A 21548-nucleotide genomic window follows, 5' to 3' on the forward strand; every position below is an offset into this window, starting at 1 on the left:
AAGAGCCGACTTTAATTAATATTTTGTGTATAAATTAATCTTCTTTTCCTCTTACTTTCTCTTTAAAGGCATCAAAATCAGATTTAGTTTCTTTTGATGGCCAAGCATTGTTAGAGGTATCTATATCTGCAGTTTCTTCGTAAGGGTCTACAACTATAGAAACTATTTCTTTATCTGATGCAATAGCTTTACTAACTTCTTTATCGTTAAGCCTCCAAATTTCTGCAGGGTACTTTACAATTTCTTTACTTCCGTCTTCATAAGTATATTCTGCTATAATAGGCATTACTAATCCGCCCGGTTTCTCGAAAGTAACTTTATAAAAGTATTTAGGGTTTTTAATCTTTTTGCGCTCTTCTTCGGTAAAGTTATCCATTAAATACTCGTTAATGGTAGATACCTCTGTTGCAGTTTGGTTTTTAAGGCTTTCATCAAAATCTTCACTCCCCTCTTCTACAAAATATACTAACGGTGGTAATCTTTCTAAATCTATACCTCTTTGGGCTGCCATTTCTCTAATTTGTTTGTTTGGCTTAGAAGTTAGGTAGTATTTTTTAACCTCTTTAACTCCAATATCTACATAATCTGTTGTATAGAACCAACCTCTCCAGAACCAATCTAAATCTACAGCAGATGCATCTTCCATTGTTCTAAAGAAGTCTTCAGGAGTTGGATGTTTAAACATCCAGCGTTGCGAATAGGTTTTAAATGCATAATCAAACAGCTCTCTACCCATTATGGTTTCTCTAAGAATATTTAAAGCTGTTGCCGGTTTACCGTAGGCATTGTTACCAAATTGGTAGGTGTTTAATCCTTTACTCATTATAGGAGCAATATAATCTTGGTCTCCAGACATGTAAGGAATTATGTTTTTTGCCGGTCCTCTTCTTGATGGATATTTATCATGAGGAGCAATTGCTTCAGGATATTTTTCACCAAAGTCTTGCTCTGCTACATATTGTAAAAATGTATTTAACCCTTCATCCATCCAAGTCCACTGGCGCTCATCTGAGTTAACAATCATTGGGAAATAGTTGTGTCCTATTTCGTGTATAATTACGCTAATCATCCCAAATTTTGTACGCTCACTATAATTACCATTTTCATCCGGTCTACCATAATTCCAGCAAATCATCGGATACTCCATACCTTGATTTTTAGCATGTACAGAAATGGCTTTATGGTACGGATAATCAAACGTCATTCTTGAATACGATTCTAAAGTGCTTGCAACTGCTTTGGTAGAATATTCTTCCCAAAGCGGGTTACCTTCTTTTGGATATAATGATACTGCCATTACGGTACGATCGCCAATTTTAACAGCCATCATATCCCAAATAAATTTACGTGAAGTTGCAAAAGCAAAATCTCTCACATTTTCAGCATAAAATTTCCAGGTTTTTTTCTTTTCAGAAAAGCCTTTTTCTGCAGCTTCTGCTTCTTCTTGGGTAACAATTAAAACAGGTTTATCAAACGATTTTTTTGCTTGCTCGTAACGACGAAGCATTTCTTTACTAAATACTTCTTTACGATTGGTAAGTTTACCGGTTGCATCTAAAATATGATCGGCTGGAACCGTAATATTCACTTCAAAATTACCAAAAGGTAAAGCAAACTCATCTCTTCCCCAAAACTGTGAATTTTGCCATCCTTCTACATCATTATATACAGCCATTCTTGGGTAAAACTGAGCAATAACATATGCATAATTACCATCTTTAGGGAAATACTCATACCCAGAACGACCTCTACCATTTACGTGATCATTAATATTATACCACCACTTTATGTTAAATGAAAACTTCTCTCCGGTTTTAAGTGGTTTTGGAAGTTCTACACGCATCATGGTTTGGTTAATGGTATATGATAATGGTTTACCATTAGTGTCTGTAACCAATTCTATATTAAATCCACCATCAAAAGGTTCTGTCATATATTTGTTAACAAAGCCTCCGGGTTGGATTGCCGGTTGTACGCCATCGTCTTGAATTAAAGGGGTTTTAGAGTCTTTAGCTCGCATGTTTTGATCGAGCTGAACCCAAAGGTAATCTAAAACATCTGGCGAGTTATTTGTGTAAGTTATGGTTTCAAAACCAGATAAACGTTGGTTTTTATCATCTAACTCAATGTCCATTTTATAGTCTGCCTGCTGCTGGTAGTATGCAGGACCGGGTGCACCAGAAGCTGTTCTAAACATATTAGGTGTAGAAAACTCTTGGTACAACTGTCTAAACTTATTTGTGTTTGTGTGTCCGGGTTTTCTTTCTGGCTTTTTCTCTTCTTGCGCAAAGGTTGTAGCACCAAAAATTAAAGCCAAAGACAAAAGGCATAACTTTAACCGATTCATAGTTTTTAAATTGTTTTTACTTGATAATTGCGAAAAATACTAACTTTTAATGGTTGTGGTTTGGTTTGTTAAAAGTTTAACATTCCTTTATGATTTCCTTTGATAAAAATAAAACTTTTCCTGTCGTCTTTCAATCGTATATGGACGACATTTTGCTGATCATCAAAAGCATCAAAAAGTACTTTATTAGAGACTTCTATTGATTGGATTTTTTGTGCGTCTATATTTTCTACTTCTATATAGCATTTCATAATATCTACATCGTATTCTTTTCCTAAAAAGTTTAACGCTACCGGCTTACCATTAATTTTTATTTCTAAAAAGCTTTTTAAATACCTATCTATATAATCATTTGCTTTTGGATGTTCTTTTTTTGTGCCAAGTTTAGCAGTAAAATCATATCGTTCTTTAAGAATATATTCAAAATCGTCTATAAAAATTCTAGAAGTTATTTGCAGTGCTTTATCTTTTTCAGAATAATCAACATTTGTTACGCTTACGTAAAATTTATGCGCTGCTGTGAAAGCGAGTAAAAGTACACTTACAAAAAGTAATATTAGTTTAACTTTTAATCTCATATTTTTATTATTTGATGGGTAAATGTAAAACAAAATGTATTCCGTTTTACCTAAAAAAATTTTAAATCTGGTTATAATTTGTTTATTGCTTTAAATTCTTCACACTTCTCTTTTAAAAAATCAAACAGTTTTAAATTGTTGTTGTCAGACAACAAATTACTAAAGTCCGAATCTTGAGCACAAAAATCTAAAAAACTATATATATGGTCTTGCTTTAGATTGAATGCATTAGACAAAAGCAAATCTTCATAGTTATTTACTACACTATTTATGTTTTTTTGGGCCTCTTCATGAGCAATTCGGCTTTTTAGCTGTTTAATTCTTCCCGATATAATATTTATAATGTAATCTACTGACAAGCCGTTGGGCGAACTAACAGCTGTATATAATTTTCTTTTATTTTTTGTAGGCAAGATAACTCCGGCATTTGGAATTCCTGTTTTAAAAAGTAATGTGTAATCATCAGTGTTTATTTGCTTTGCATCATGTGCAATAGATCCGGTTAGATTATAAGGCATTACTGTAACCTCTTCAAGTTGATTAACCTTCGGTAACAGATTTAGTGTTATAAATGGATTTATTTTATGGCTTTTATTTATAATTATTTTGGTAGTACTAAATTGTAAAGATCTTATTAGTAGTGTATCATTCTCTTTAACTGAAATTGAAAAAAAACCATTATTGTTAGTTATTGTAGCATTGTTGGAATTTACATTCTGTACTGTAATGCCCTCTCTATCTTGTGGCGCTACATTAACAACTCCTTTCAGTGTAAAAGTGGGTTGCTGAGCTATAACAGAAGCGTGTATAAAGCACACTAGTATTATTAACTTTTTAATTTCCAGTATTTAAGGTTTTTAAATAGTTTTTGCTTTCTGTTACTAAGAAATCAATTAAAAAAAACTCTGAGTCTTTTCTAAACAACTTGTTATCATCAAACTTGGTATCGCAATAAAACAAAAAATCGTTAATGTTAGCCTGAGGTATTTTAAGGTAGTACACAAAAAACATATCATCGTACAATTGTCTTAAAACATTACTCGGTTTAATTGTTTTATTAATATTATCACCTTTTCTATTCGATTTGAAAATTGCCTTAAAAATGTTTACAAAATTTACCCCATGCTGCATACCTCTTTCACTTTGAGCTAACGCATAATTTTCTACTTGAGTGGCTTCTATCTGTTTCGTAAAAAACTTTTTTAAATCGTTCTTGCTGCGCATCTAAAAACTTCTCTTGATTTTCTGGAGTAACTACAACTTCATCAAGCTCAGTCACTTTTTCTTTAACTTCTACAACCAATCTTCCTTTATCAATTATTTCCTTAGTTATTTTTACTGTTTTCAATTCGTAATTTACAGCAGTAAAAGCAAGTATGTCTCCAATTTTTGCTGGTATAGTAAACTCCCCATCTTTATTGGTTATTGTTGCCTTTTCTGAAGTAATATTTATTACATTTTGGCCAACCACACCAACATTTCTATACAAAACTTCACCTCTTATAATTTGGTTTTCTTGAGCAGCTACTGTAATAGTAAAAACAAATATTATATACACAAGTTTTTTCATAGTGTAAAGAAAATAAGAAGATATAATTAAACTGAAAAGAAATCGGTAAAGTTTTGTTAAAAACAAAAAAACCCAAGCTTTTTGAGCTTGGGTTTTGGAGCGGGAGACGAGATTCGAACTCGCGACATTCAGCTTGGAAGGCTGACGCTCTACCAACTGAGCTACTCCCGCAAAACAGGCGCAAATATAAAAAGGTATTTTAAAATTATCAAACATATTTTACTATTCGTCTAAATAAATTTAACCTTTCAACCACATAAAACTACATTTACCAGAAAAACAATAAACTTATACTAATAACGTTGTAATTTTGCTTTGTTTATTTATAGTTACCCAAATTTTATTAAACCCTAAACCATGACATTATTTAGACTTTACTTGCTTTTTTTTCTAGTGTGCACTGCTCATTTAGCATCTTCGCAAGTCAAAATAGGTAATAATCCTAATATCATAGATTCTAACTCCATTTTAGAATTAGAAAGTACCACAAAAGCATTTGTTTTAACAAGAGTTACTAATACTCAAATGCAGAGTATTACTCCTCTTAAAGGAGCTTTAGTATTTAATACCGATGTTAAATGTGTTTTTTATTTTGATGGAAGCACATGGAATAATCTATGTACTTCAGGAGAAAATGGAGTAGGAATAGAATCTACAGTCAATAATGGTGATGGAACAATAACATTTAATTATACATATGGTTCAAGCTTTACTACTCCAAATTTAATTGGACCTAAAGGTGATCAAGGACCTGCTGGACCGCAAGGACCTAAAGGTGATCAAGGCGACCCAGGACCTGCTGGACCGCAAGGACCTAAAGGTGATCAAGGTGAACAAGGACCTGCCGGGCCTGCTGGACCGCAAGGACCTAAAGGTGATCAAGGCGACCCAGGACCTGCCGGGCCTGCTGGACCGCAAGGACCTAAAGGTGATCAAGGTGAACAAGGACCTGCTGGACCGCAAGGACCTAAAGGTGACCAAGGTGAACAAGGACCTGCCGGACCTGCTGGACCTGTTGGACCCCAAGGACCGAAAGGTGATACGGGTGAACAAGGACCTGTTGGACCTGTTGGACCGCAAGGACCTAAAGGCGATCCGGGTGAGCAAGGACCTGTTGGACCGCAAGGACCTAAAGGTGATCAGGGTGAACAAGGACCTGCCGGACCTGCTGGACCACAAGGACCGAAAGGTGATCAGGGTGAACAAGGACCTGTTGGACCTGCTGGACCACAAGGACCTAAAGGTGATCAGGGTGAACAAGGACCTGCCGGACCTGCTGGACCACAAGGACCGAAAGGTGATCAGGGTGAGCAAGGACCTGTTGGACCGCAAGGACCTAAAGGTGAACAGGGTGAGCAAGGACCTGTTGGACCTGTTGGACCGCAAGGACCGAAAGGTGATCAGGGTGAGCAAGGACCTGCCGGACCTGCTGGACCTGTTGGACCACAAGGACCGAAAGGTGATCAGGGCGAACAAGGACCTGTTGGACCTGTTGGACCACAAGGGCCTAAAGGTGATCAGGGTGAACAAGGACCTGCCGGACCTGCTGGACCTGTTGGACCCCAAGGACCGAAAGGTGATACGGGTGAACAAGGACCTGTTGGACCTGTTGGACCGCAAGGACCTAAAGGCGATCCGGGTGAGCAAGGACCTGTTGGACCGCAAGGACCTAAAGGTGATCAGGGTGAACAAGGACCTGCCGGACCTGCTGGACCACAAGGACCGAAAGGTGATCAGGGTGAACAAGGACCTGTTGGACCTGCTGGACCACAAGGACCTAAAGGTGATCAGGGTGAACAAGGACCTGCCGGACCTGCTGGACCACAAGGACCGAAAGGTGATCAGGGTGAGCAAGGACCTGCTGGACCTGCTGGACCACAAGGACCGAAAGGTGATCAGGGTGAGCAAGGACCTGCCGGACCTGCTGGACCCCAAGGACCTAAAGGCGATCCGGGTGAGCAAGGACCTGTTGGACCTGTTGGACCACAAGGACCGAAAGGCGATCCGGGTGAGCAAGGACCTGCCGGACCTGTTGGACCCCAAGGACCTAAAGGCGATCCGGGTGAGCAAGGACCTGTCGGACCTGTTGGACCGCAAGGACCGAAAGGTGATCAGGGTGAGCAAGGACCTGCCGGACCTGCTGGACCTGTTGGACCACAAGGACCGAAAGGTGATCAGGGCGAACAAGGACCTGTTGGACCTGTTGGACCACAAGGGCCTAAAGGTGATCAGGGTGAACAAGGACCTGCCGGACCTGCTGGACCTGTTGGACCACAAGGACCTAAAGGCGATCCGGGCGAACAAGGACCTGTTGGACCTGCTGGACCACAAGGGCCTAAAGGTGATCAGGGTGAACAAGGACCTGCCGGACCTGTTGGACCGCAAGGACCTAAAGGTGATCAGGGTGAGCAAGGACCTGTTGGACCTGCTGGACCACAAGGACCGAAAGGTGATCAGGGTGAACAAGGACCTGTTGGACCACAAGGACCTGTCGGGCCTTCAAATGCTTACGTTGGGTATTTTATTATTACCTCATCAGGAAACCAAGTAATATCTGGGTTACCATTTAAGCCTTCTAAAGTAAGTTTTGTGGCTCATGCAAACGTTGAACAACTGAATATTGACAATGACAACCAAGTAGGAAATAATGCAAGAGGAATAAGTAATTCTTATGGTACCATGAATGGTTTTGCCAGAGATGATAGTGGTAGTATTACACAGCAAGTTATTTATGTAGGCGGACATGGTAATTCCATTAACGATATTTCTAGATACGCATCAAGCTCAAATTGCATTGGTTTACGTTATGGCGATCAGAATGGTAATAGCCTTGGTAAAATTACAGCCTCTTTAACAAGCTTTAATACAGACGGTTTTACAATAAACGTTACCTACACCCCAGGAACTGTTACTAATAACAGCTCTAACCCTGTTCTAAGGGTTCAACCTAATGACATTTATAATGAAAGGGTTGTTGTTATATTCCATGCTTATGAATAGTTTTTTATTTTACATAACTAAAACTTTAACAAGGCTTATACCGCTCTTCTGTTCTTGTTTGGTTATTAGCCAAACTGCATTTTACAATGCCGGCAATGTAACTATTCATGAGCAAGGAACTGTTGGTTTTCATCTTGACATTATTAATGATGGTAATTTTGATGAAAACAAAGGGCTTGTTGGCATATACAGTTCTGGTACATTACAAGTTTCAGGGAGTAAAAAACCTGTTTTCTATAATCTTGATCAAGCTGCATCAAAATTAATTTTAAATGTACCTGTTGGTGTGTATAACACTAATAATTTTATGTTGGGGAATATTGTAACACCAAAAAATAATTCTTCTATCTCGTTTGATTTTATTGATGATGCTTATTACGTAGGAGCCTCAAATAGTGCACATGTAAACGGTTACGCATCTGTTAATGGTGTTAGTACTTATACCTTTCCAGTTGGTGATGGGAGTTTTTTACGCCCATTAATCATAGAAAATGCTGATTTTGAAACCACTTATAAAAGTGCTTATTTTAGAGAAAATCCTAACACAACAAGTGTTTTTAATTTTTCGATTACTACTTCAGAAAAGCACCCTGAATTAGACAATATTAGTACTACAGAATTTTGGGTTTTAGAAGGTACTCAGGAAACAAATATTACGTTAACCTGGGACCCTAATAGTGCTATAGCATCACTCACAGATGATTTAGACGATCTTATTATTGCCGGATGGAGCATAATAAACAACCAATGGATTAGTTTAGGTAATACGTTTGTTGCCGGATCATTAGAAAATGGTTCAATATCTTCAATAGAAATCATTCCAGACGATTACGCTGCCTTTACATTTGCCAATCAGTCATCATTATATTTAGATGCCGATACCGGTGAAGGTCTTTCAAATTATTTTATCTCACCTAATGGTGATGGTTTAAATGATTTTTTAGAACTCCCTGGTATTGAAGAAATAGGAGCAAATACCATGAGTATTTTTAATAGATGGGGAAAGTTAGTATTTAAAAAAGAAAATTACGATAACTCTTTTAACGGCATAGCCAATGTTTCTATGGTTGTAAATAAAGACTCTCAGCTTCCTACAGGTACTTATTTTTATATTCTGGAAATGCATGACATTGGTTCTCAACACCAAGGATACATTTACATATCTAGATAAGCTCATTGATTGTCAGCTGGTTTAATGTCTGTTTTCTTAAAAATAATGGTATTTTTATAGAAACCACGGTCACATGAAAATACTGCAAGCACAAAACAACAATAGAGGTGCTTTTTCTATCAAAATAAATAACACTAAAGTTGCAGAGATAACTTATTCTATAGCTAAGCCCAACACTTTAATAATTGATCATACTGAAGTTAATGATGACTACAGAGGTAAAGGACTAGGCAATGAGCTTATAAAAAATGTTATAACATTCTCTGAAAATAACAACTACAAAATACTGCCCCTTTGTCCTTTTTCCGATGCTTATTTTAAAAAGCATACTGAATATAACTCATTGCTTAAATAATGAATGTAATTGCAGAGACATCCAGATTATTACTTAGAGAGTTTAGTTTAAAAGATGCCCCATCTTTATTTGAATTAAATGCAGATAAAGAAGTATTAAAATTTACTGGAGATGTTTCTTTTAAAAATATTGCTGAAGCAAGGTTATTTATTCACAACTATCATCAATACCAATTGTATAAACGAGGTAGATGGGCTGTTATATTGAAAAAGAATAATCAATTTTTAGGTTGGACAGGATTAAAATATCATCCGGATAAAAATTATACAGAAGTAGGATATAGGTTTTTAAAGCATCATTGGGGTAATGGTTATGCTACAGAAGCAACAAAGGCATCTTTGGCATATGGATTTAAAAAATTACAATTAAAGGTAATCTACGCTCATGTTCATCAGTATAACTATGCATCAGTTAGAGTTTTAGAAAAATGTGGAATGAATTTTGTTGAAAAATTTATGTACAATAATATGCCTGCATTGCTTTATGTTAAGCATAATCCTCTTTAAAAGTATGAAAAGAAGAACGTTTATAAAAAATTCATCATTAGCAACATTTGCAATAGCAACACCAAGTTTATTTATTTCTAACAACTTAGCTGTACAAGAATATTCAGATTTAGAGTTAACCGGTAAGGTTACACCTAAACTTTATGGCGAAGGAAATCATTTAAGAAAAGAAGCATACGAAGCTTTTTTAGAGATGCAACTAGCAGCTAAAGCAGATGGGGTTAACATTAATATTGCGTCTGGCTACAGAAGTTTTGAACGTCAAAAAAGTATTTGGGAGCAAAAATATTTAAGTTTCACACAAGAGGGCTTAGATCCTAAAGCTGCATTACAAAAAATAATAGAATACTCAACAATACCAGGTACTTCTCGTCATCATTGGGGTACAGATATTGACGTTTTTGATGCATACACAAAACACTCTGGAAAAATATTAATTACAGAAAATTACATAGAAAAAGGGCGCTATAGTGCTTTAAGAGAATGGATGGAAGCCTATGCAGATATTTATGGTTTTCATCTAGTATATACTGATAATCCTAACAGAAAAGGCTTTAAATATGAACCTTGGCATTACAGCTATGCCCCTTTATCTAAACCCATGCTTAAGCAATTTAGGAAAATTAATATTATGAAATTTTTAAAGCACGAGAATTTTATAGGTAGTGAGCATTTTTCTACCGGATTTATTAAAACATACATCAAAGAAAATATTTTAGACATTAACCCTTATTTGCTTTAAAAATTATTTAATTTATTATCTTTTAGTAATTATGAGAAGAACAAAATCTAAAGTTAAAATTTTAATAGGCTTGGCTATTGCTGTATTTGCAGTTGTAAAGTATTGTTCATCTACAGAACTAAATCCGTATACCGGCAAAAAACAAGCAATTTCTTTAACACCAAATCAAGAAATAGCCATAGGCTTGCAAAGTGCTCCGCAAATGATGGCGCAACATGGCGGTTTACATCCCGATAACAGGCTTCAAGCTTTTGTAGATATGGTGGGGCAAAAACTGGTAAATAACACTATTGCTAAACAAACCCCTTCCTCTTTTGATTTTCATTTGCTTGCAGACAATAAAACCATAAATGCATTTGCGCTCCCAGGTGGACAAATTTTTATAACCTATGTATATACAATAAACTAAGCACAGAAGATGAATTGGCTGGAATTTTAGGGCATGAAATTGGTCATGTTATAGCCAGACACTCTGCAGAAAGGTTGTCTAAACAAGAGCTAACTCAAGGTATTTTAAGTGGTGTAGCGGTAGGAACAGAAAGTCAATCCACCACACAAATAGCGGCTTTAGTAGCTAATGTTATTAATATGAAATACGGAAGAGATGATGAGCTTGAAAGTGATGAGCTTGGTGTAAAATTTATGATTAAAGCAGGCTACAATCCCGAAGCACTTATAAGCGTAATGAAAATTTTAAAAAAAGCTAGCGGTTCTAGTAGCGTTCCGGAGTTTCAAAGTACACACCCTGATCCTGAAAACAGGATAGCAAAAATTAAAGAGGCAATTGAAAAGTATAAAAAACTCAAAACCAAATCTTAAAATCTAATCCTTAAAATCACCTTTAGCATTACCTAATATCACCAAGAATTAATCGTTTATCCAAAAAATTTCAGATTTAAACTTATTTTTTTAACTTTACTGTAAACGTACAATATATTTATTACGCATTAAACAACTGTATGAGTTAATTTCATCTTTTGTTTCTTACATTACAAAATGTTGCCTCAAGCTTGTTGTGTAACCACTTAGCTATGCCTTATGTTTAATTACAATACACAACTATATGGGAACATTTTTACTTTTAAAAGAAATTTATGAAGAAGCATTTAAAAACACTACTCCTAAGTATGTAGTTGCATTCTTAAAAACCTTTTCTTGGTTTTGCTTTTTTTGCCTAGGATTACTATTTTATGCTTTCTTTTATAGATTATTAACAGGCTATACTTTTTAAAATTTTCCATTGTTTTAATAACAATGGTTTGAGAACACTATATGTATATGCAAAAAGGCTGCTTTACTATTAAAGCAGCCTTTTTAATTAACTAACTAAAATTTAACTACTCAAAGCCTCATCAATAATTGCAACAGCCTTATCTGCACCAGATATTTTTGCAATTTTTCTGGCAGTTAAACCATTAACATTTACGGTCTCTAAATTTGCGCCATTTTCTATTAAAAGTTTTAAAATAGCCGTTCGGTTATATCTTGCGGCATACATAGCAGGGGTAAGATCTTGAGATTGTTCGTTTACATCTGCACCTAAAGCAATTAATTTTTTTACTGTATCTAAATCTCCTTTTGCAATAGCTAAACAAAAGGGAGAAATCTTAAAACTAACAGCATTTATAGTAGCTTTTTTATTAATTGCATTCTCTAATAATGCATTACTTTCGGCAGCCTGCAAACTTGGTAAAATAAAAGCAGCTGCAAAGACAACAGTTAAAATTGTTTTTTTCATGATGAATGTTTTAAAAGGTTTTTTGATTTATATATAAAATGACGAATAATATTTAGTAGTGTTTCACTAAAAAATATTAAATAACATTACTTTAACCTTTATTTATAAAGAGTTGTTAATTCTTATACTAATTTTAACTTAATAGGTGTTTGTTTTAAAAAATACTTTAGTTTTCTGCTAACTACTTTTATCTTTGAGGCACAATAAAATTATATGAATAAGAACGTAATATTAATGATTTTAGATGGTTGGGGAATCTCTCCAGATCCAAAAATTTCTGCCATAGACAACGCTAACACTCCTTTTATAGATAACTTATATAAGCAATACCCTAACAGTACTTTACTAACAGACGGAATGAATGTAGGGCTCCCCGATGGGCAGATGGGAAACAGTGAGGTTGGTCATATGAACTTAGGCGCCGGACGTATTGTTTATCAAGATTTAGCTAAGATTAATCTTGCCGTACAAAACAAATCTCTTAAAGATGAGAAAGTTTTAGTTGATGCGTTTACTTATGCTAAAAACAATAACAAAAAGGTACATTTATTAGGTCTGGTTAGTGATGGTGGTGTTCATTCTCACATAAATCATTTAAAAGGATTGTTAGATACAACACATTATTTTGGGTTAAAAAATGTGTTTGTGCACGCCTTTACAGACGGACGCGATGTAGATCCTAAAAGTGGGAAAGAATTTATTAAAGATATTGCTGAGTATTGTAACAGCAAAAACGCACAACTTGCGTCTATTATTGGCAGGTATTATGCCATGGATAGAGACAAAAGGTGGGAACGCACAAAACTTGCTTATGATTTGTTAGTAAACGGTAAAGGAAATCCATATACAAATCCTGTTCAAGCAATAACAGATAGTTATAGTAAAGGAGTAACCGACGAGTTTATAGAACCTGTTGTATTGTACAGCAATGATAAAACTCCGGTTGCTACAATTAGTGATAATGATGTAGTTGTGTTTTTTAATTTCAGAACAGATAGAGGAAGACAATTAACTCAAGTATTATCACAACAACACTTTCATGAGTATAACATGCACAAATTACCGTTATACTATGTTACAATGACCAACTATGATGAAACTTTTAAAAATGTGCATGTGGTATATGAAAAAGAAAACATAACACAAACGTTAGGTGAAGTTTTATCAAAAGCTAATAAAAAGCAACTACGCATTGCAGAAACCGAAAAATATCCGCACGTTACTTTCTTTTTCAATGGAGGTCGTGAAGAACCTTTTCCGGGAGAAGAACGAATTTTATGTCCGTCTCCCAAGGTGGCAACCTACGATTTACAACCCGAAATGAGTGCTTACGATATTACAAATGCTATAATTACTGAATTAGAAAAAGAGCATTTTAATTTTGTATGTTTAAATTATGCCAATCCGGATATGGTTGGACATACCGGCGATTTTAATGCTGCAGTAAAAGCCTGTGAAGTTGTAGATGAATGTGTAAGCAAAGTTGTTAGCAAAGCAGTAAAACACAATTATTCGGTAATAATAATAGCAGATCATGGCAATTGTGATACTATGTTAAATCCTGATGGTAGCCCTAACACAGCACACACAACCAATCCTGTACCTATTATAGTAGTAGACAACGACATTAAAAAAGTTAACTCCGGAATTTTAGGTGATGTAGCACCAACTGTTTTAAAAATGATGGGAGTAGAAAAACCTGATGCTATGACCCAAAATTCATTAATCTAAAGTTTATTATATATCATGAAAAAACTAAGTTTATTGTTAGTTTTAGGAATACTTACCGCCTGCGCTTCACAAAAAAAATTAACATCAGAAAATAATATAAATAAGACAGTTCCTTACAAAGACACCGTTATTTTATTGGGTAAAGCCAATAAGCAAGGATTTTTACAGCCCCCTTTCTCTAGTTGGTTTACAGAAAATTATAATTTATACCATGCAGACAATAATACCTTAAATGAGCTTAAAACAGCACTAAAAGATGTTACAATAAAGGTGTTTATGGGCACATGGTGTAAAGACAGTAAAAGAGAGGTACCGTTTTTTTATAAAATACTTGAGACTGCTTCTTTTAATTCTGAAAATTTAACGTTATATGCTGTTAGCAGAGATAAAACCACTCCTGAGCAACACGAAAAAAATCTAAACATAGAGAGAGTCCCAACCTTTATTTTTTACAAAGATGGTAAAGAATTAGGCCGTATTGTTGAATACCCAATAGAAACGTTAGAAAAAGATATGCTTACTATTGTAACCAACCAGCCTTATAAGCATGCCTATGAAGAATAATTAACTTATTGCATTGTAATATTCTCGTTCTATTTGCTCTCTGTGGTTAGGATGTGCAATGTTAACCAATGCTTTTACACGTTCCTTTAATGTTTTACCGTAAAGGTTAGCAACGCCATATTCTGTAATTACATAGTGTACATGCGCTCGTGTAGTTACAACCCCTGCTCCTTTGTTTAAAAATGGTACTATTCTACTGATTCCTTTTTTTGTAACCGATGGGAGTGCAATTATAGCTTTTCCTCCTTCACTTAATGAAGCTCCTCTAATAAAATCCATCTGACCACCAACCCCGGAATACATATCATAACCAATAGAGTCTGCACAAACTTGTCCGGTTACATCTACCTCTATGGCCGAATTGATTGCTACCATTTTCGGGTTCTTTTTAACTCTAGAAACATCATTAACAAAAGATGCATCTCTCATTTCTATAAAAGGATTATCATCTACAAAATCGTAAAGTCTTTTAGAGCCTATTAAAAATGTTGCCATTGCACGCCCCGGGTTAACCCCTTTGTAATTACCGTTAATTACATCTTTCTCTATTAAATCTATTACGCCATCAGAAAACATCTCTGTATGAAGCCCCAAGTTTTTATGATTATGTAGTTTGCTTAGTGCTGCATTAGGTATAGAACCAATACCCATTTGCAGCGTACTCTCGTCTTCAATCAATTCGGCAATATAACTACCTATTTTTTCTTCTTCCGGGCTTATGGGAGCAACTTTGTGTTCGTAAATTGGTGTGTTTACTTCTACCAAAGTATCTATTTCAGAAATATGTATTATCCCGTCTCCATGTGTTCTTGGCATTTGAGGATTTATTTGTGCTATTACATGTTTAGCGTTTTCTATTGCTGCCTGAGTTGCTTCAACAGAAACCCCTAAAGAACAATACCCATGCCTGTCTGGAGGAGATACATGAATTAATGCAACATCTAACGGAATAATATTTTTTCTAAATAGCCGTGGCAACTCACTTAAAAAAACCGGAGTATATGACCCATTTCCTGCCTTTAATGTGTGGCGAACATTTTTTCCAATAAAAAATGAATTTACATGAAAACTATCTTTTAAATCGGGGTTAGCATATGCAGCTTCACCCTCTGTATGTAAATGACACACTTCAACATTTTTAAGCTCGTGAGCCCTATTTGTCATTGCATTAGCTAAAATTGTGGGTGCTGCAGCTGCTGCTTGTAAATAAACTCTATCATTAGACTTTATTATAGATACTGCTTCTTCCGGAGTTTTGTATTTGCTCATTGTGATTTTTGTTGTAAAATTACAAGGCATTACCTTGCAAAAACATGATATTTTTCAGGGTTTTAAAAAATTATTAATTAAGCAAAAATTAAATATTCGTTACCTTTGCAGGCATGATACACGTTAAGACAAAAGAAGAAATTGAAATTATGCGCGAAAGCGCACTTTTAGTGTCTAAAACCTTAGGAATGCTGGCTAAAGAAATTAAGCCCGGCATTACTACTTTATATTTAGATAAACTTGCAGAAACTTTTATTAGAGACCATGGCGGAGTTCCTGGGTTTTTAGGACTTTATGATTTTCCTAATACTTTGTGTGTTAGCCCTAATGAGCAAGTTGTACACGGTATTCCTAATGATGTTCCTTTAAAAGAAGGCGATATAGTATCTATTGATTGCGGAGTTTTAAAAAACGGGTTTTACGGAGATCATGCCTATACTTTTGAGGTTGGTGAGATAAATCCTGAAACTAAAAAACTGTTAACCGTTACAAAAGAGTCTTTATACATAGGTATTAGAGAATTTAAAATAGGTAATCGTGTTGGCGATGTTGGTTATGCTATACAACAATACTGTGAAGCTCATGGGTATGGCGTTGTTAGAGAGCTTGTAGGACATGGTTTAGGCAGAAAAATGCACGAAGACCCAGAAATGCCTAATTACGGAAAAAGAGGAAGGGGTAAAAAATTTGTTGAAGGTATGGTAGTTGCCATAGAACCTATGATTAATATGGGAACCAAAGAGATTAGGCAACATCGTGATGGTTGGACAATTACTACCAGAGATAAAAAACCAAGCGCTCATTTTGAACATAATGTGGCAATAGTAAACGGTAAGCCAGAGCTATTATCTACATTTGCTTATATATACGAAGCGTTGGGTATTAAAAGCAACGAAGAAGATGAGTTTAGACAAACACAATTAGTGTAGTTTTAAAACTCTAAGTAGCAAGCATTACGGTTTTAAAAAACTATCTAAAGCATTTACCGGATTTTGAAAAAAATAATAGGCTTAGTTTTAAATACTATACCAAGACCTGTTTTAATTAAATTAAGCTATTTAATTAGGCCTTTTTTAGCATTTGCTTTAAAAGGCAATACCTACACCGACCCTATTGATGGGAAAAGCTTTAAACGTTTTTTACCTTACGGATATGGTACTCAAAGAAGCAATGTGCTTTCTCCCTCTACGCTCTCGTTAGAACGCCATAGGTTACTTTGGTTGTATTTAAAAAACGAAACTCCTTTTTTTGAAAAAAAATTAAAGGTGCTCCACATTGCACCTGAGCAAGCATTTTACAGCAGGTTTAAAAAAATGGAAAACCTTACCTATACCACTTGCGATTTGCATTCTCCTTTAGCTGATATAAAAGCAGATATTTGCAACTTACCGTTTAATGATAATTTGTTTGATGTAATACTTTGCAATCACGTTTTAGAACATATTACAGATGACACTAAAGCAATGGAAGAACTCTATAGAGTGCTGAAACCCGGTGGTTTTGCCATATTGCAAGTTCCTTTAGACAACAACAGAGAGGTAACTTTTGAAGACAATAGTATTACAGATAAAAAAGAAAGAGCACGAATTTTTGGTCAGTATGATCATGTTAGAATTTACGGTAAAGATTATTTTTCTAAATTAGAAAGTATTGGTTTTAAAGTATTGCAAGTAAACTACACAGCCACCTTAAGTAAAGAACAAATTTTACGATATTGCTTGGCTGAGGGCGAAATAATTCCGGTGGTTAAAAAATAAATATTACTACTTTTCCGGAAAATTATTAATAGAGAGCGTTTCTAACTCGTTTTTAGAATTTTCAAAAATTAAATACGCCTTAATATCTGATTTTAGCTTTAAAAAACTTTTTATTTTTTGTATTCCCATAGCCTGAAAAGCTGTTGCATAAGCATCTGCCTCCATACAGGTTGGAGCAATAACCGATACGCTTAAAATATTTGTTTTAGAAGGATATCCGGTTTGTGTATTTATAATATGAGCATATCTGTTACCATGCTCATCTATTTTAAATTTTCTGTAAGTACCCGATGTAGCCATTGCGGCATTGGTAAGTGAAATTACCTTGCTGTAATGTTGCTCTCCAGAAAAATTAGGATCATTTATGCCAATTTTCCAATCGCTATTTTTTGCTACATTTTTTCCGGAAACCCTAATTTCTCCTCCTATTTCAACTAAAAAATTCGTAACACCTTTGGTTTTTAAAAATTCTGCAACAACATCTACGGCATACCCTTTAGCAATAGCATTAAAATCTATAAAAGTTCCTTTGGGTTTGGTAATTATTTTGTTGGTTAATTTCACTTTGTCAAGACCAACAAACTGCATTAAACTATCTATTTTAAGGCTATCTAATTGAGCAATTTTACCTTCCGGGCCAAAATCCCATGCATTAACAACAATACCAATGGTAGGATCAAAATAACCATTAGTTTCTGTATAAATTTGTTTAGAGGTATTAAAAACTTTTTTAAAGTGATAATCTACAGAATCTAATTGATTGCTATTTACTTTAGATATAATTGATGTAGGTATGTAGGTAGACATAGATTTGTTTACTACGTAAAACAAACTGTCTATTTGAGCCTCAAAATTTATATTATTTTCATGGTAGTATTGTATGTTATAAGATGTTCCAAAAACCGGCCCTGAGAGTTTTACAGCACTTGGGTTATTACAGCTAATAAGTAACAATAAAGTTATAAAAACAGCTAAACGTTGCATGTACTCTGTACTAATTAAAGTTTGTATCTATAAATTGTATGCCGTTATATTCTAGTAAATACTCTTCATTTAAATATATAGGCAAATCTTCTCCGTTAGGATTACCCAAACCAACACCGGCATAAAGCACTTTTGCATTGTGTTTTTGAGCGTGCTTTTTAAAAGTTTCCATCCAAACTACATCATAATTATTAGGGTTTTCAGGTAAAATAACTACCCTAACTATTACAAAAAAATATTGTTTGTTTTTGTCTATACAAACAAATTGCGGATGCTTTTTTAATTTGCTGTTTACTGCAATAAACTCAAACCCTCGCTTCTCTAAATCTCTACCAACCAGATTCATTGCCAGGTTGTGCATTTCTTGCTTTGTTAGTGGTCTGCTCATATTACAAAAATAACATATAATTGGGGCTTAAAAAACTAAAGATTTTTTGCTAAGAACAAAAAAACCGAGGTGAATACCTCGGCTTTTTTTTGAATGGAGTTAATAATTCGATTTTAACCTCCGAAATCATCAAATCGAATATTTTCATCTGGGATACCAAAATCTTCTCCCATTTTTTGTACCGCTTTGTTCATTAATGGCGGTCCACAGAAATAAAGTTCTATATCTTCTGGGGCTTCATGGTGATTTAAGTAGTGCTCAATAACACAATTGTGTACAAAACCTACAAAACCATCACCTTCTTCATCGTTAATATCTTTCTTAACTTTCCAGTTATCTTCCGGAAGTGGTTCTGAAAGCGCTACAAAGAATCTAAAGTTAGGGAACTCTTTTTCTAACTCTCTAAAGTGATCTAAGTAAAACAGCTCACGTTTAGAACGACCACCATACCAGTAAGTAACTTTTCTGTTTGTTTTTAATGTTTTAAATAAGTGATATAAGTGTGAGCGCATTGGAGCCATCCCTGCACCTCCACCAACATATAACATTTCTGCATCAGACTCATTTATAAAGAACTCACCGTAAGGACCTGAGATTGTTACTTTATCTCCCGGTTTTCTAGAGAAAATATATGATGATGCAATACCTGGGTTTACATCCATCCAATCGTTTTTGTTTCTATCCCATGGTGGAGTAGCAACACGAACGTTTAACATAATTTCTCTACCCTCTGCCGGATAAGATGCCATAGAGTAAGCACGCTCTACAACCTCATCATTTTTCATTACTAAAGACCACAGGTTGAATTTATCCCACTCTAATTTAAACTTATCTGGCTCACCCGGGTGTTCTTGTGGGTGCGCAGTAATATCTATATCTGTATATTTAATTTCACAAGGAGGGATTTCTATCTGAATGTAACCTCCGGGTTTGTAGTTCATATCTTCAGGAATCTCTACTACAAACTCTTTAATAAACGATGCTACGTTATAGTTTCTAACAACAGTTGCTTCCCATTTTTTAATACCAAATACTTCTTCAGGAATGGTAATTTCCATATCCTGCTTTACTTTTACTTGGCATGCCAAACGAGCCCCTTCTTGCAATTCTTTTCTGGTAAAGTGAGGCGTTTCTGTTGGTAAAGGCTCTCCACCACCGGAAAGTACTTTACACTCACATTGAATACAGGTACCACCTCCACCACATGCAGAAGGTAAAAATATTTTGCTGTTACCAAGGGTAGATAGTAATGATCCTCCCGAAGCAACTTCTATTTCTTTTTCACCATTTATGGTAATTTTTACCGGTCCGGATGGCGATAATTTTTGCTTAACAAACAATAGCAATGCAACTAAAAGTAAGGTAACAAATAAGAATGCTGCTACTGTTGCTGCTACGATTCCGAATGTACTTGCGGCTAAAATCATGTTATTCTACTACTTTAGTTTTATTATCGGCTAACGATTTGTTTTCTTGTTTTTTTGTATCGGTTTTTACAGCTTCTGTTTTAGGTTTTGCCTCTTCATCACCTCCGGTAAGCATTCCTCCAAAACTCATAAAACCAATAGCCATAAGCCCTGTAATTATAAAGGTAATACCCAGTCCACGTAAGGGAGCAGGCACATTAGAGTATCTTATTTTTTCTCTAATTGCTGCAATAGCAAGTATGGCTAAAAACCAACCAATACCAGACGATACTCCGTAGTTAAATGCTAATCCAAGTGTTGCTATTTCTCTTGATTGCATAAATAGAGACCCTCCAAGTATAGCACAGTTAACTGCAATTAGTGGTAAGAAAATACCAAGCGAGTTATATAGTGCCGGAGAAAATTTCTCTACAATAATCTCTACAAGCTGTACCATGGTTGCAATAGTAGCAATGAACATAATAAACGAAAGGAAGCTTAAATCATAGCTAGCAAATTCTTCGCCTAACCAAGCTAAAGCTCCTTCTTGTAAAATATATTGATCTAGCAACCAGTTTAATGGTACTGTAATAGCTAATACAAATATTACTGCTGCCCCAAGACCTACGGCAGTTGAAACCTTTTTAGAAACAGCAAGGTAAGAACACATTCCTAAGAATGTGGCAAATACCATGTTATCTATGAATATTGATTTAAAAAATAATTCTATGTGTTCCATAATTTTTTAGTTTTCTGCAATCGATTGTTTTATACGATTAACATATTCAACTACCTTAGTCTTCTATTAAGGCTCTGTTTTTATAGCGTTGAACCCAAATGATAATTCCTACTACTATAAGCGCCATTGGCGATAACAACATAAACCCATTGTTTTCATAACCAAAAGCATATAGTCCGGTTTTCTCTATTGGATCTCCTAAAACTTTAAATCCTAATAATGTTCCTGATCCAAGTAACTCTCTAAAAAATCCTACAATAATTAAAATTACTCCGTAACCCAATGCATTACCTATACCGTCTAAAAATGAGCGCCAAGGACCATTACCAAGAGCAAAGGCCTCAAAACGTCCCATAATAATACAGTTGGTAATAATTAACCCAACAAATACAGAAAGAGTTTTGCTGAGCTCATAAGCAAAAGCTTTTAACACTAAGTCTACAATAATTACTAAAGATGCAACTACTGTTAATTGTACTATAATTCTAATTTTTGAAGGAATTATATTTCTAATTAAAGAGATAACTACGTTACCAACTCCCATTACAAAAAGTACAGAGATTGCCATTACTATAGAGGCTTTTAACTCTGCTGTAATTGCCAAGGCAGAACAGATACCTAATACTTGTATGGTAATAGGGTTGTTATCTGCTAACGGATCTAAAATTAACTTGGCATCTTTTTTTGATAAAAGTCCCATAAA

At 35.1% G+C, this 21548-nt stretch carries 23 protein-coding genes, 1 tRNA gene and 1 pseudogene; 12 read left to right on the plus strand and 13 right to left on the minus strand.

Features of this window, described 5'->3' with window-relative positions; translation table 11 throughout:
* Nucleotides 1-34: 34 nt before the first annotated feature.
* The 6 genes from ACZ5CF_RS00285 to ACZ5CF_RS00310 form a co-directional block, all read right to left on the minus strand.
* Nucleotides 35-2347, minus strand: a complete 2313-nt coding sequence (locus tag ACZ5CF_RS00285) for a M1 family metallopeptidase (protein ID WP_464579584.1) — start codon at nucleotides 2345-2347, stop codon at nucleotides 35-37.
* Nucleotides 2348-2415: 68 nt separating this feature from the next.
* Nucleotides 2416-2925, minus strand: coding sequence for a DUF6702 family protein (locus ACZ5CF_RS00290; RefSeq protein WP_464579586.1), 510 nt, complete (start codon nucleotides 2923-2925; stop codon nucleotides 2416-2418).
* 71 nt (nucleotides 2926-2996) lie between these two features.
* Nucleotides 2997-3743 carry a hypothetical protein gene (locus ACZ5CF_RS00295; RefSeq protein ID WP_464579588.1) on the minus strand — a complete coding sequence of 249 codons (747 nt, stop codon included), beginning with the start codon at nucleotides 3741-3743 and terminating at the stop codon, nucleotides 2997-2999.
* A gap of 16 nt (nucleotides 3744-3759) precedes the next feature.
* Nucleotides 3760-4056: a hypothetical protein gene (locus ACZ5CF_RS00300; RefSeq protein WP_464579590.1), complete on the minus strand. Its 297-nt coding sequence runs from the start codon at nucleotides 4054-4056 to the stop codon at nucleotides 3760-3762.
* Between the two features lie 7 nt (nucleotides 4057-4063).
* On the minus strand, nucleotides 4064-4495 hold the full coding sequence (locus ACZ5CF_RS00305) for a hypothetical protein (protein ID WP_464579592.1): 432 nt from the start codon (nucleotides 4493-4495) through the stop codon (nucleotides 4064-4066).
* Nucleotides 4496-4590: 95 nt separating this feature from the next.
* A tRNA-Gly gene (locus ACZ5CF_RS00310) sits at nucleotides 4591-4666 on the minus strand.
* Nucleotides 4667-5222: 556 nt separating this feature from the next.
* Here ACZ5CF_RS00310 and ACZ5CF_RS00315 point away from each other — a divergent pair.
* The 8 genes and pseudogenes from ACZ5CF_RS00315 to ACZ5CF_RS00350 all read left to right on the plus strand — a co-directional run bounded on the left by ACZ5CF_RS00315 (nucleotide 5223) and on the right by ACZ5CF_RS00350 (nucleotide 11500).
* Entirely contained in the window at nucleotides 5223-7046 is a 1824-nt protein-coding gene (locus ACZ5CF_RS00315) for a hypothetical protein (RefSeq protein WP_464579594.1), read from the plus strand.
* A 38-nt stretch (nucleotides 7047-7084) separates the two neighbouring features.
* The gene (locus ACZ5CF_RS00320; protein WP_464579595.1) at nucleotides 7085-7495 is read left to right on the plus strand and encodes a hypothetical protein; all 411 of its coding nucleotides are present in this window, start codon (nucleotides 7085-7087) and stop codon (nucleotides 7493-7495) included.
* Entirely contained in the window at nucleotides 7488-8666 is a 1179-nt protein-coding gene (locus tag ACZ5CF_RS00325) for a gliding motility-associated C-terminal domain-containing protein (protein ID WP_464579596.1), read from the plus strand. Before ACZ5CF_RS00320 ends, ACZ5CF_RS00325 begins: the two co-directional genes overlap by 8 nt.
* Before the next feature lie 73 nt (nucleotides 8667-8739).
* A complete protein-coding gene (locus ACZ5CF_RS00330; protein ID WP_464579597.1) occupies nucleotides 8740-9021 on the plus strand; it encodes a GNAT family N-acetyltransferase in 282 nt (93 codons plus the stop codon).
* Nucleotides 9021-9527, plus strand: coding sequence for a GNAT family N-acetyltransferase (locus ACZ5CF_RS00335; RefSeq protein ID WP_464579598.1), 507 nt, complete (start codon nucleotides 9021-9023; stop codon nucleotides 9525-9527). Before ACZ5CF_RS00330 ends, ACZ5CF_RS00335 begins: the two co-directional genes overlap by 1 nt.
* A gap of 4 nt (nucleotides 9528-9531) precedes the next feature.
* Entirely contained in the window at nucleotides 9532-10269 is a 738-nt protein-coding gene (locus tag ACZ5CF_RS00340) for a M15 family metallopeptidase (RefSeq protein WP_464579600.1), read from the plus strand.
* A 31-nt stretch (nucleotides 10270-10300) separates the two neighbouring features.
* Nucleotides 10301-11088, plus strand: a pseudogene (locus tag ACZ5CF_RS00345) (M48 family metalloprotease).
* Nucleotides 11089-11332: 244 nt separating this feature from the next.
* Nucleotides 11333-11500, plus strand: coding sequence for a DUF6747 family protein (locus tag ACZ5CF_RS00350; protein ID WP_464579602.1), 168 nt, complete (start codon nucleotides 11333-11335; stop codon nucleotides 11498-11500).
* Nucleotides 11501-11602: 102 nt separating this feature from the next.
* Here ACZ5CF_RS00350 and ACZ5CF_RS00355 read toward each other — a convergent pair whose 3' ends face one another.
* Complete coding sequence (locus tag ACZ5CF_RS00355) at nucleotides 11603-12007, minus strand: ankyrin repeat domain-containing protein (protein ID WP_464579603.1); 405 nt, start codon at nucleotides 12005-12007, stop codon at nucleotides 11603-11605.
* A 213-nt stretch (nucleotides 12008-12220) separates the two neighbouring features.
* Between ACZ5CF_RS00355 and gpmI the strand changes: the two genes are divergently transcribed.
* Both gpmI and ACZ5CF_RS00365 read left to right on the plus strand, forming a co-directional pair.
* Nucleotides 12221-13738 (plus strand): 2,3-bisphosphoglycerate-independent phosphoglycerate mutase, encoded by a 1518-nt coding sequence (gene gpmI / locus ACZ5CF_RS00360; RefSeq protein ID WP_464579604.1) that lies wholly within the window; start codon nucleotides 12221-12223, stop codon nucleotides 13736-13738.
* Between the two features lie 15 nt (nucleotides 13739-13753).
* The gene (locus tag ACZ5CF_RS00365) at nucleotides 13754-14302 is read left to right on the plus strand and encodes a thioredoxin family protein (protein ID WP_464579606.1); all 549 of its coding nucleotides are present in this window, start codon (nucleotides 13754-13756) and stop codon (nucleotides 14300-14302) included.
* On the opposite strand, the gene ACZ5CF_RS00370 is transcribed toward ACZ5CF_RS00365, so the two are convergent.
* Nucleotides 14303-15571: an acetyl-CoA hydrolase/transferase family protein gene (locus tag ACZ5CF_RS00370; RefSeq protein WP_464579608.1), complete on the minus strand. Its 1269-nt coding sequence runs from the start codon at nucleotides 15569-15571 to the stop codon at nucleotides 14303-14305.
* Between the two features lie 113 nt (nucleotides 15572-15684).
* Here ACZ5CF_RS00370 and map point away from each other — a divergent pair, with 113 nt between their 5' ends.
* Together map and ACZ5CF_RS00380 are read left to right on the plus strand one after the other, a co-directional pair.
* Nucleotides 15685-16500, plus strand: a complete 816-nt coding sequence (gene map / locus ACZ5CF_RS00375; protein ID WP_464579609.1) for a type I methionyl aminopeptidase — start codon at nucleotides 15685-15687, stop codon at nucleotides 16498-16500.
* A gap of 63 nt (nucleotides 16501-16563) precedes the next feature.
* Nucleotides 16564-17328: a class I SAM-dependent methyltransferase gene (locus tag ACZ5CF_RS00380; RefSeq protein WP_464579611.1), complete on the plus strand. Its 765-nt coding sequence runs from the start codon at nucleotides 16564-16566 to the stop codon at nucleotides 17326-17328.
* Between the two features lie 6 nt (nucleotides 17329-17334).
* Here the strand turns inward: ACZ5CF_RS00380 and ACZ5CF_RS00385 are convergent, their stop codons facing one another.
* The 5 genes from ACZ5CF_RS00385 to ACZ5CF_RS00405 form a co-directional block, all read right to left on the minus strand.
* A complete protein-coding gene (locus ACZ5CF_RS00385) occupies nucleotides 17335-18312 on the minus strand; it encodes an FAD:protein FMN transferase (RefSeq protein ID WP_464579613.1) in 978 nt (325 codons plus the stop codon).
* Between the two features lie 10 nt (nucleotides 18313-18322).
* Nucleotides 18323-18700, minus strand: coding sequence for a Na(+)-translocating NADH-quinone reductase subunit F (locus ACZ5CF_RS00390; protein ID WP_464579615.1), 378 nt, complete (start codon nucleotides 18698-18700; stop codon nucleotides 18323-18325).
* 113 nt (nucleotides 18701-18813) lie between these two features.
* A complete protein-coding gene (gene nqrF / locus ACZ5CF_RS00395) occupies nucleotides 18814-20127 on the minus strand; it encodes an NADH:ubiquinone reductase (Na(+)-transporting) subunit F (protein ID WP_464579616.1) in 1314 nt (437 codons plus the stop codon).
* A 1-nt stretch (nucleotide 20128) separates the two neighbouring features.
* Nucleotides 20129-20845, minus strand: a complete 717-nt coding sequence (gene nqrE / locus ACZ5CF_RS00400; RefSeq protein ID WP_464579618.1) for an NADH:ubiquinone reductase (Na(+)-transporting) subunit E — start codon at nucleotides 20843-20845, stop codon at nucleotides 20129-20131.
* Between the two features lie 55 nt (nucleotides 20846-20900).
* Nucleotides 20901-21545, minus strand: coding sequence for an NADH:ubiquinone reductase (Na(+)-transporting) subunit D (locus tag ACZ5CF_RS00405; RefSeq protein WP_464579620.1), 645 nt, complete (start codon nucleotides 21543-21545; stop codon nucleotides 20901-20903).
* Nucleotides 21546-21548 lie beyond the last annotated feature (3 nt).

It is taken from the genome of Lutaonella thermophila (assembly GCF_055387725.1).

What these genes read in the sequence shown, in the direction of transcription:
- ACZ5CF_RS00285 (WP_464579584.1), bottom strand. Translation starts at nt 2,347, where the DNA reads ATGAATCGGTTAAAGTTATGCCTTTTGTCTTTGGCTTTAATTTTTGGT.
- ACZ5CF_RS00290 (WP_464579586.1), bottom strand. Translation starts at nt 2,925, where the DNA reads ATGAGATTAAAAGTTAAACTAATATTACTTTTTGTAAGTGTACTTTTA.
- ACZ5CF_RS00300 (WP_464579590.1), bottom strand. Translation starts at nt 4,056, where the DNA reads ATGCAGCATGGGGTAAATTTTGTAAACATTTTTAAGGCAATTTTCAAA.
- ACZ5CF_RS00305 (WP_464579592.1), bottom strand. Translation starts at nt 4,495, where the DNA reads ATGAAAAAACTTGTGTATATAATATTTGTTTTTACTATTACAGTAGCT.
- ACZ5CF_RS00325 (WP_464579596.1), top strand. Translation starts at nt 7,488, where the DNA reads ATGAATAGTTTTTTATTTTACATAACTAAAACTTTAACAAGGCTTATA.
- ACZ5CF_RS00330 (WP_464579597.1), top strand. Translation starts at nt 8,740, where the DNA reads ATGAAAATACTGCAAGCACAAAACAACAATAGAGGTGCTTTTTCTATC.
- ACZ5CF_RS00335 (WP_464579598.1), top strand. Translation starts at nt 9,021, where the DNA reads ATGAATGTAATTGCAGAGACATCCAGATTATTACTTAGAGAGTTTAGT.
- ACZ5CF_RS00340 (WP_464579600.1), top strand. Translation starts at nt 9,532, where the DNA reads ATGAAAAGAAGAACGTTTATAAAAAATTCATCATTAGCAACATTTGCA.
- ACZ5CF_RS00350 (WP_464579602.1), top strand. Translation starts at nt 11,333, where the DNA reads ATGGGAACATTTTTACTTTTAAAAGAAATTTATGAAGAAGCATTTAAA.
- ACZ5CF_RS00355 (WP_464579603.1), bottom strand. Translation starts at nt 12,007, where the DNA reads ATGAAAAAAACAATTTTAACTGTTGTCTTTGCAGCTGCTTTTATTTTA.
- gpmI (WP_464579604.1), top strand. Translation starts at nt 12,221, where the DNA reads ATGAATAAGAACGTAATATTAATGATTTTAGATGGTTGGGGAATCTCT.
- ACZ5CF_RS00365 (WP_464579606.1), top strand. Translation starts at nt 13,754, where the DNA reads ATGAAAAAACTAAGTTTATTGTTAGTTTTAGGAATACTTACCGCCTGC.
- ACZ5CF_RS00370 (WP_464579608.1), bottom strand. Translation starts at nt 15,571, where the DNA reads ATGAGCAAATACAAAACTCCGGAAGAAGCAGTATCTATAATAAAGTCT.
- map (WP_464579609.1), top strand. Translation starts at nt 15,685, where the DNA reads ATGATACACGTTAAGACAAAAGAAGAAATTGAAATTATGCGCGAAAGC.
- ACZ5CF_RS00385 (WP_464579613.1), bottom strand. Translation starts at nt 18,312, where the DNA reads ATGCAACGTTTAGCTGTTTTTATAACTTTATTGTTACTTATTAGCTGT.
- ACZ5CF_RS00390 (WP_464579615.1), bottom strand. Translation starts at nt 18,700, where the DNA reads ATGAGCAGACCACTAACAAAGCAAGAAATGCACAACCTGGCAATGAAT.
- nqrF (WP_464579616.1), bottom strand. Translation starts at nt 20,127, where the DNA reads ATGATTTTAGCCGCAAGTACATTCGGAATCGTAGCAGCAACAGTAGCA.
- nqrE (WP_464579618.1), bottom strand. Translation starts at nt 20,845, where the DNA reads ATGGAACACATAGAATTATTTTTTAAATCAATATTCATAGATAACATG.
- ACZ5CF_RS00405 (WP_464579620.1), bottom strand. Translation starts at nt 21,545, where the DNA reads ATGGGACTTTTATCAAAAAAAGATGCCAAGTTAATTTTAGATCCGTTA.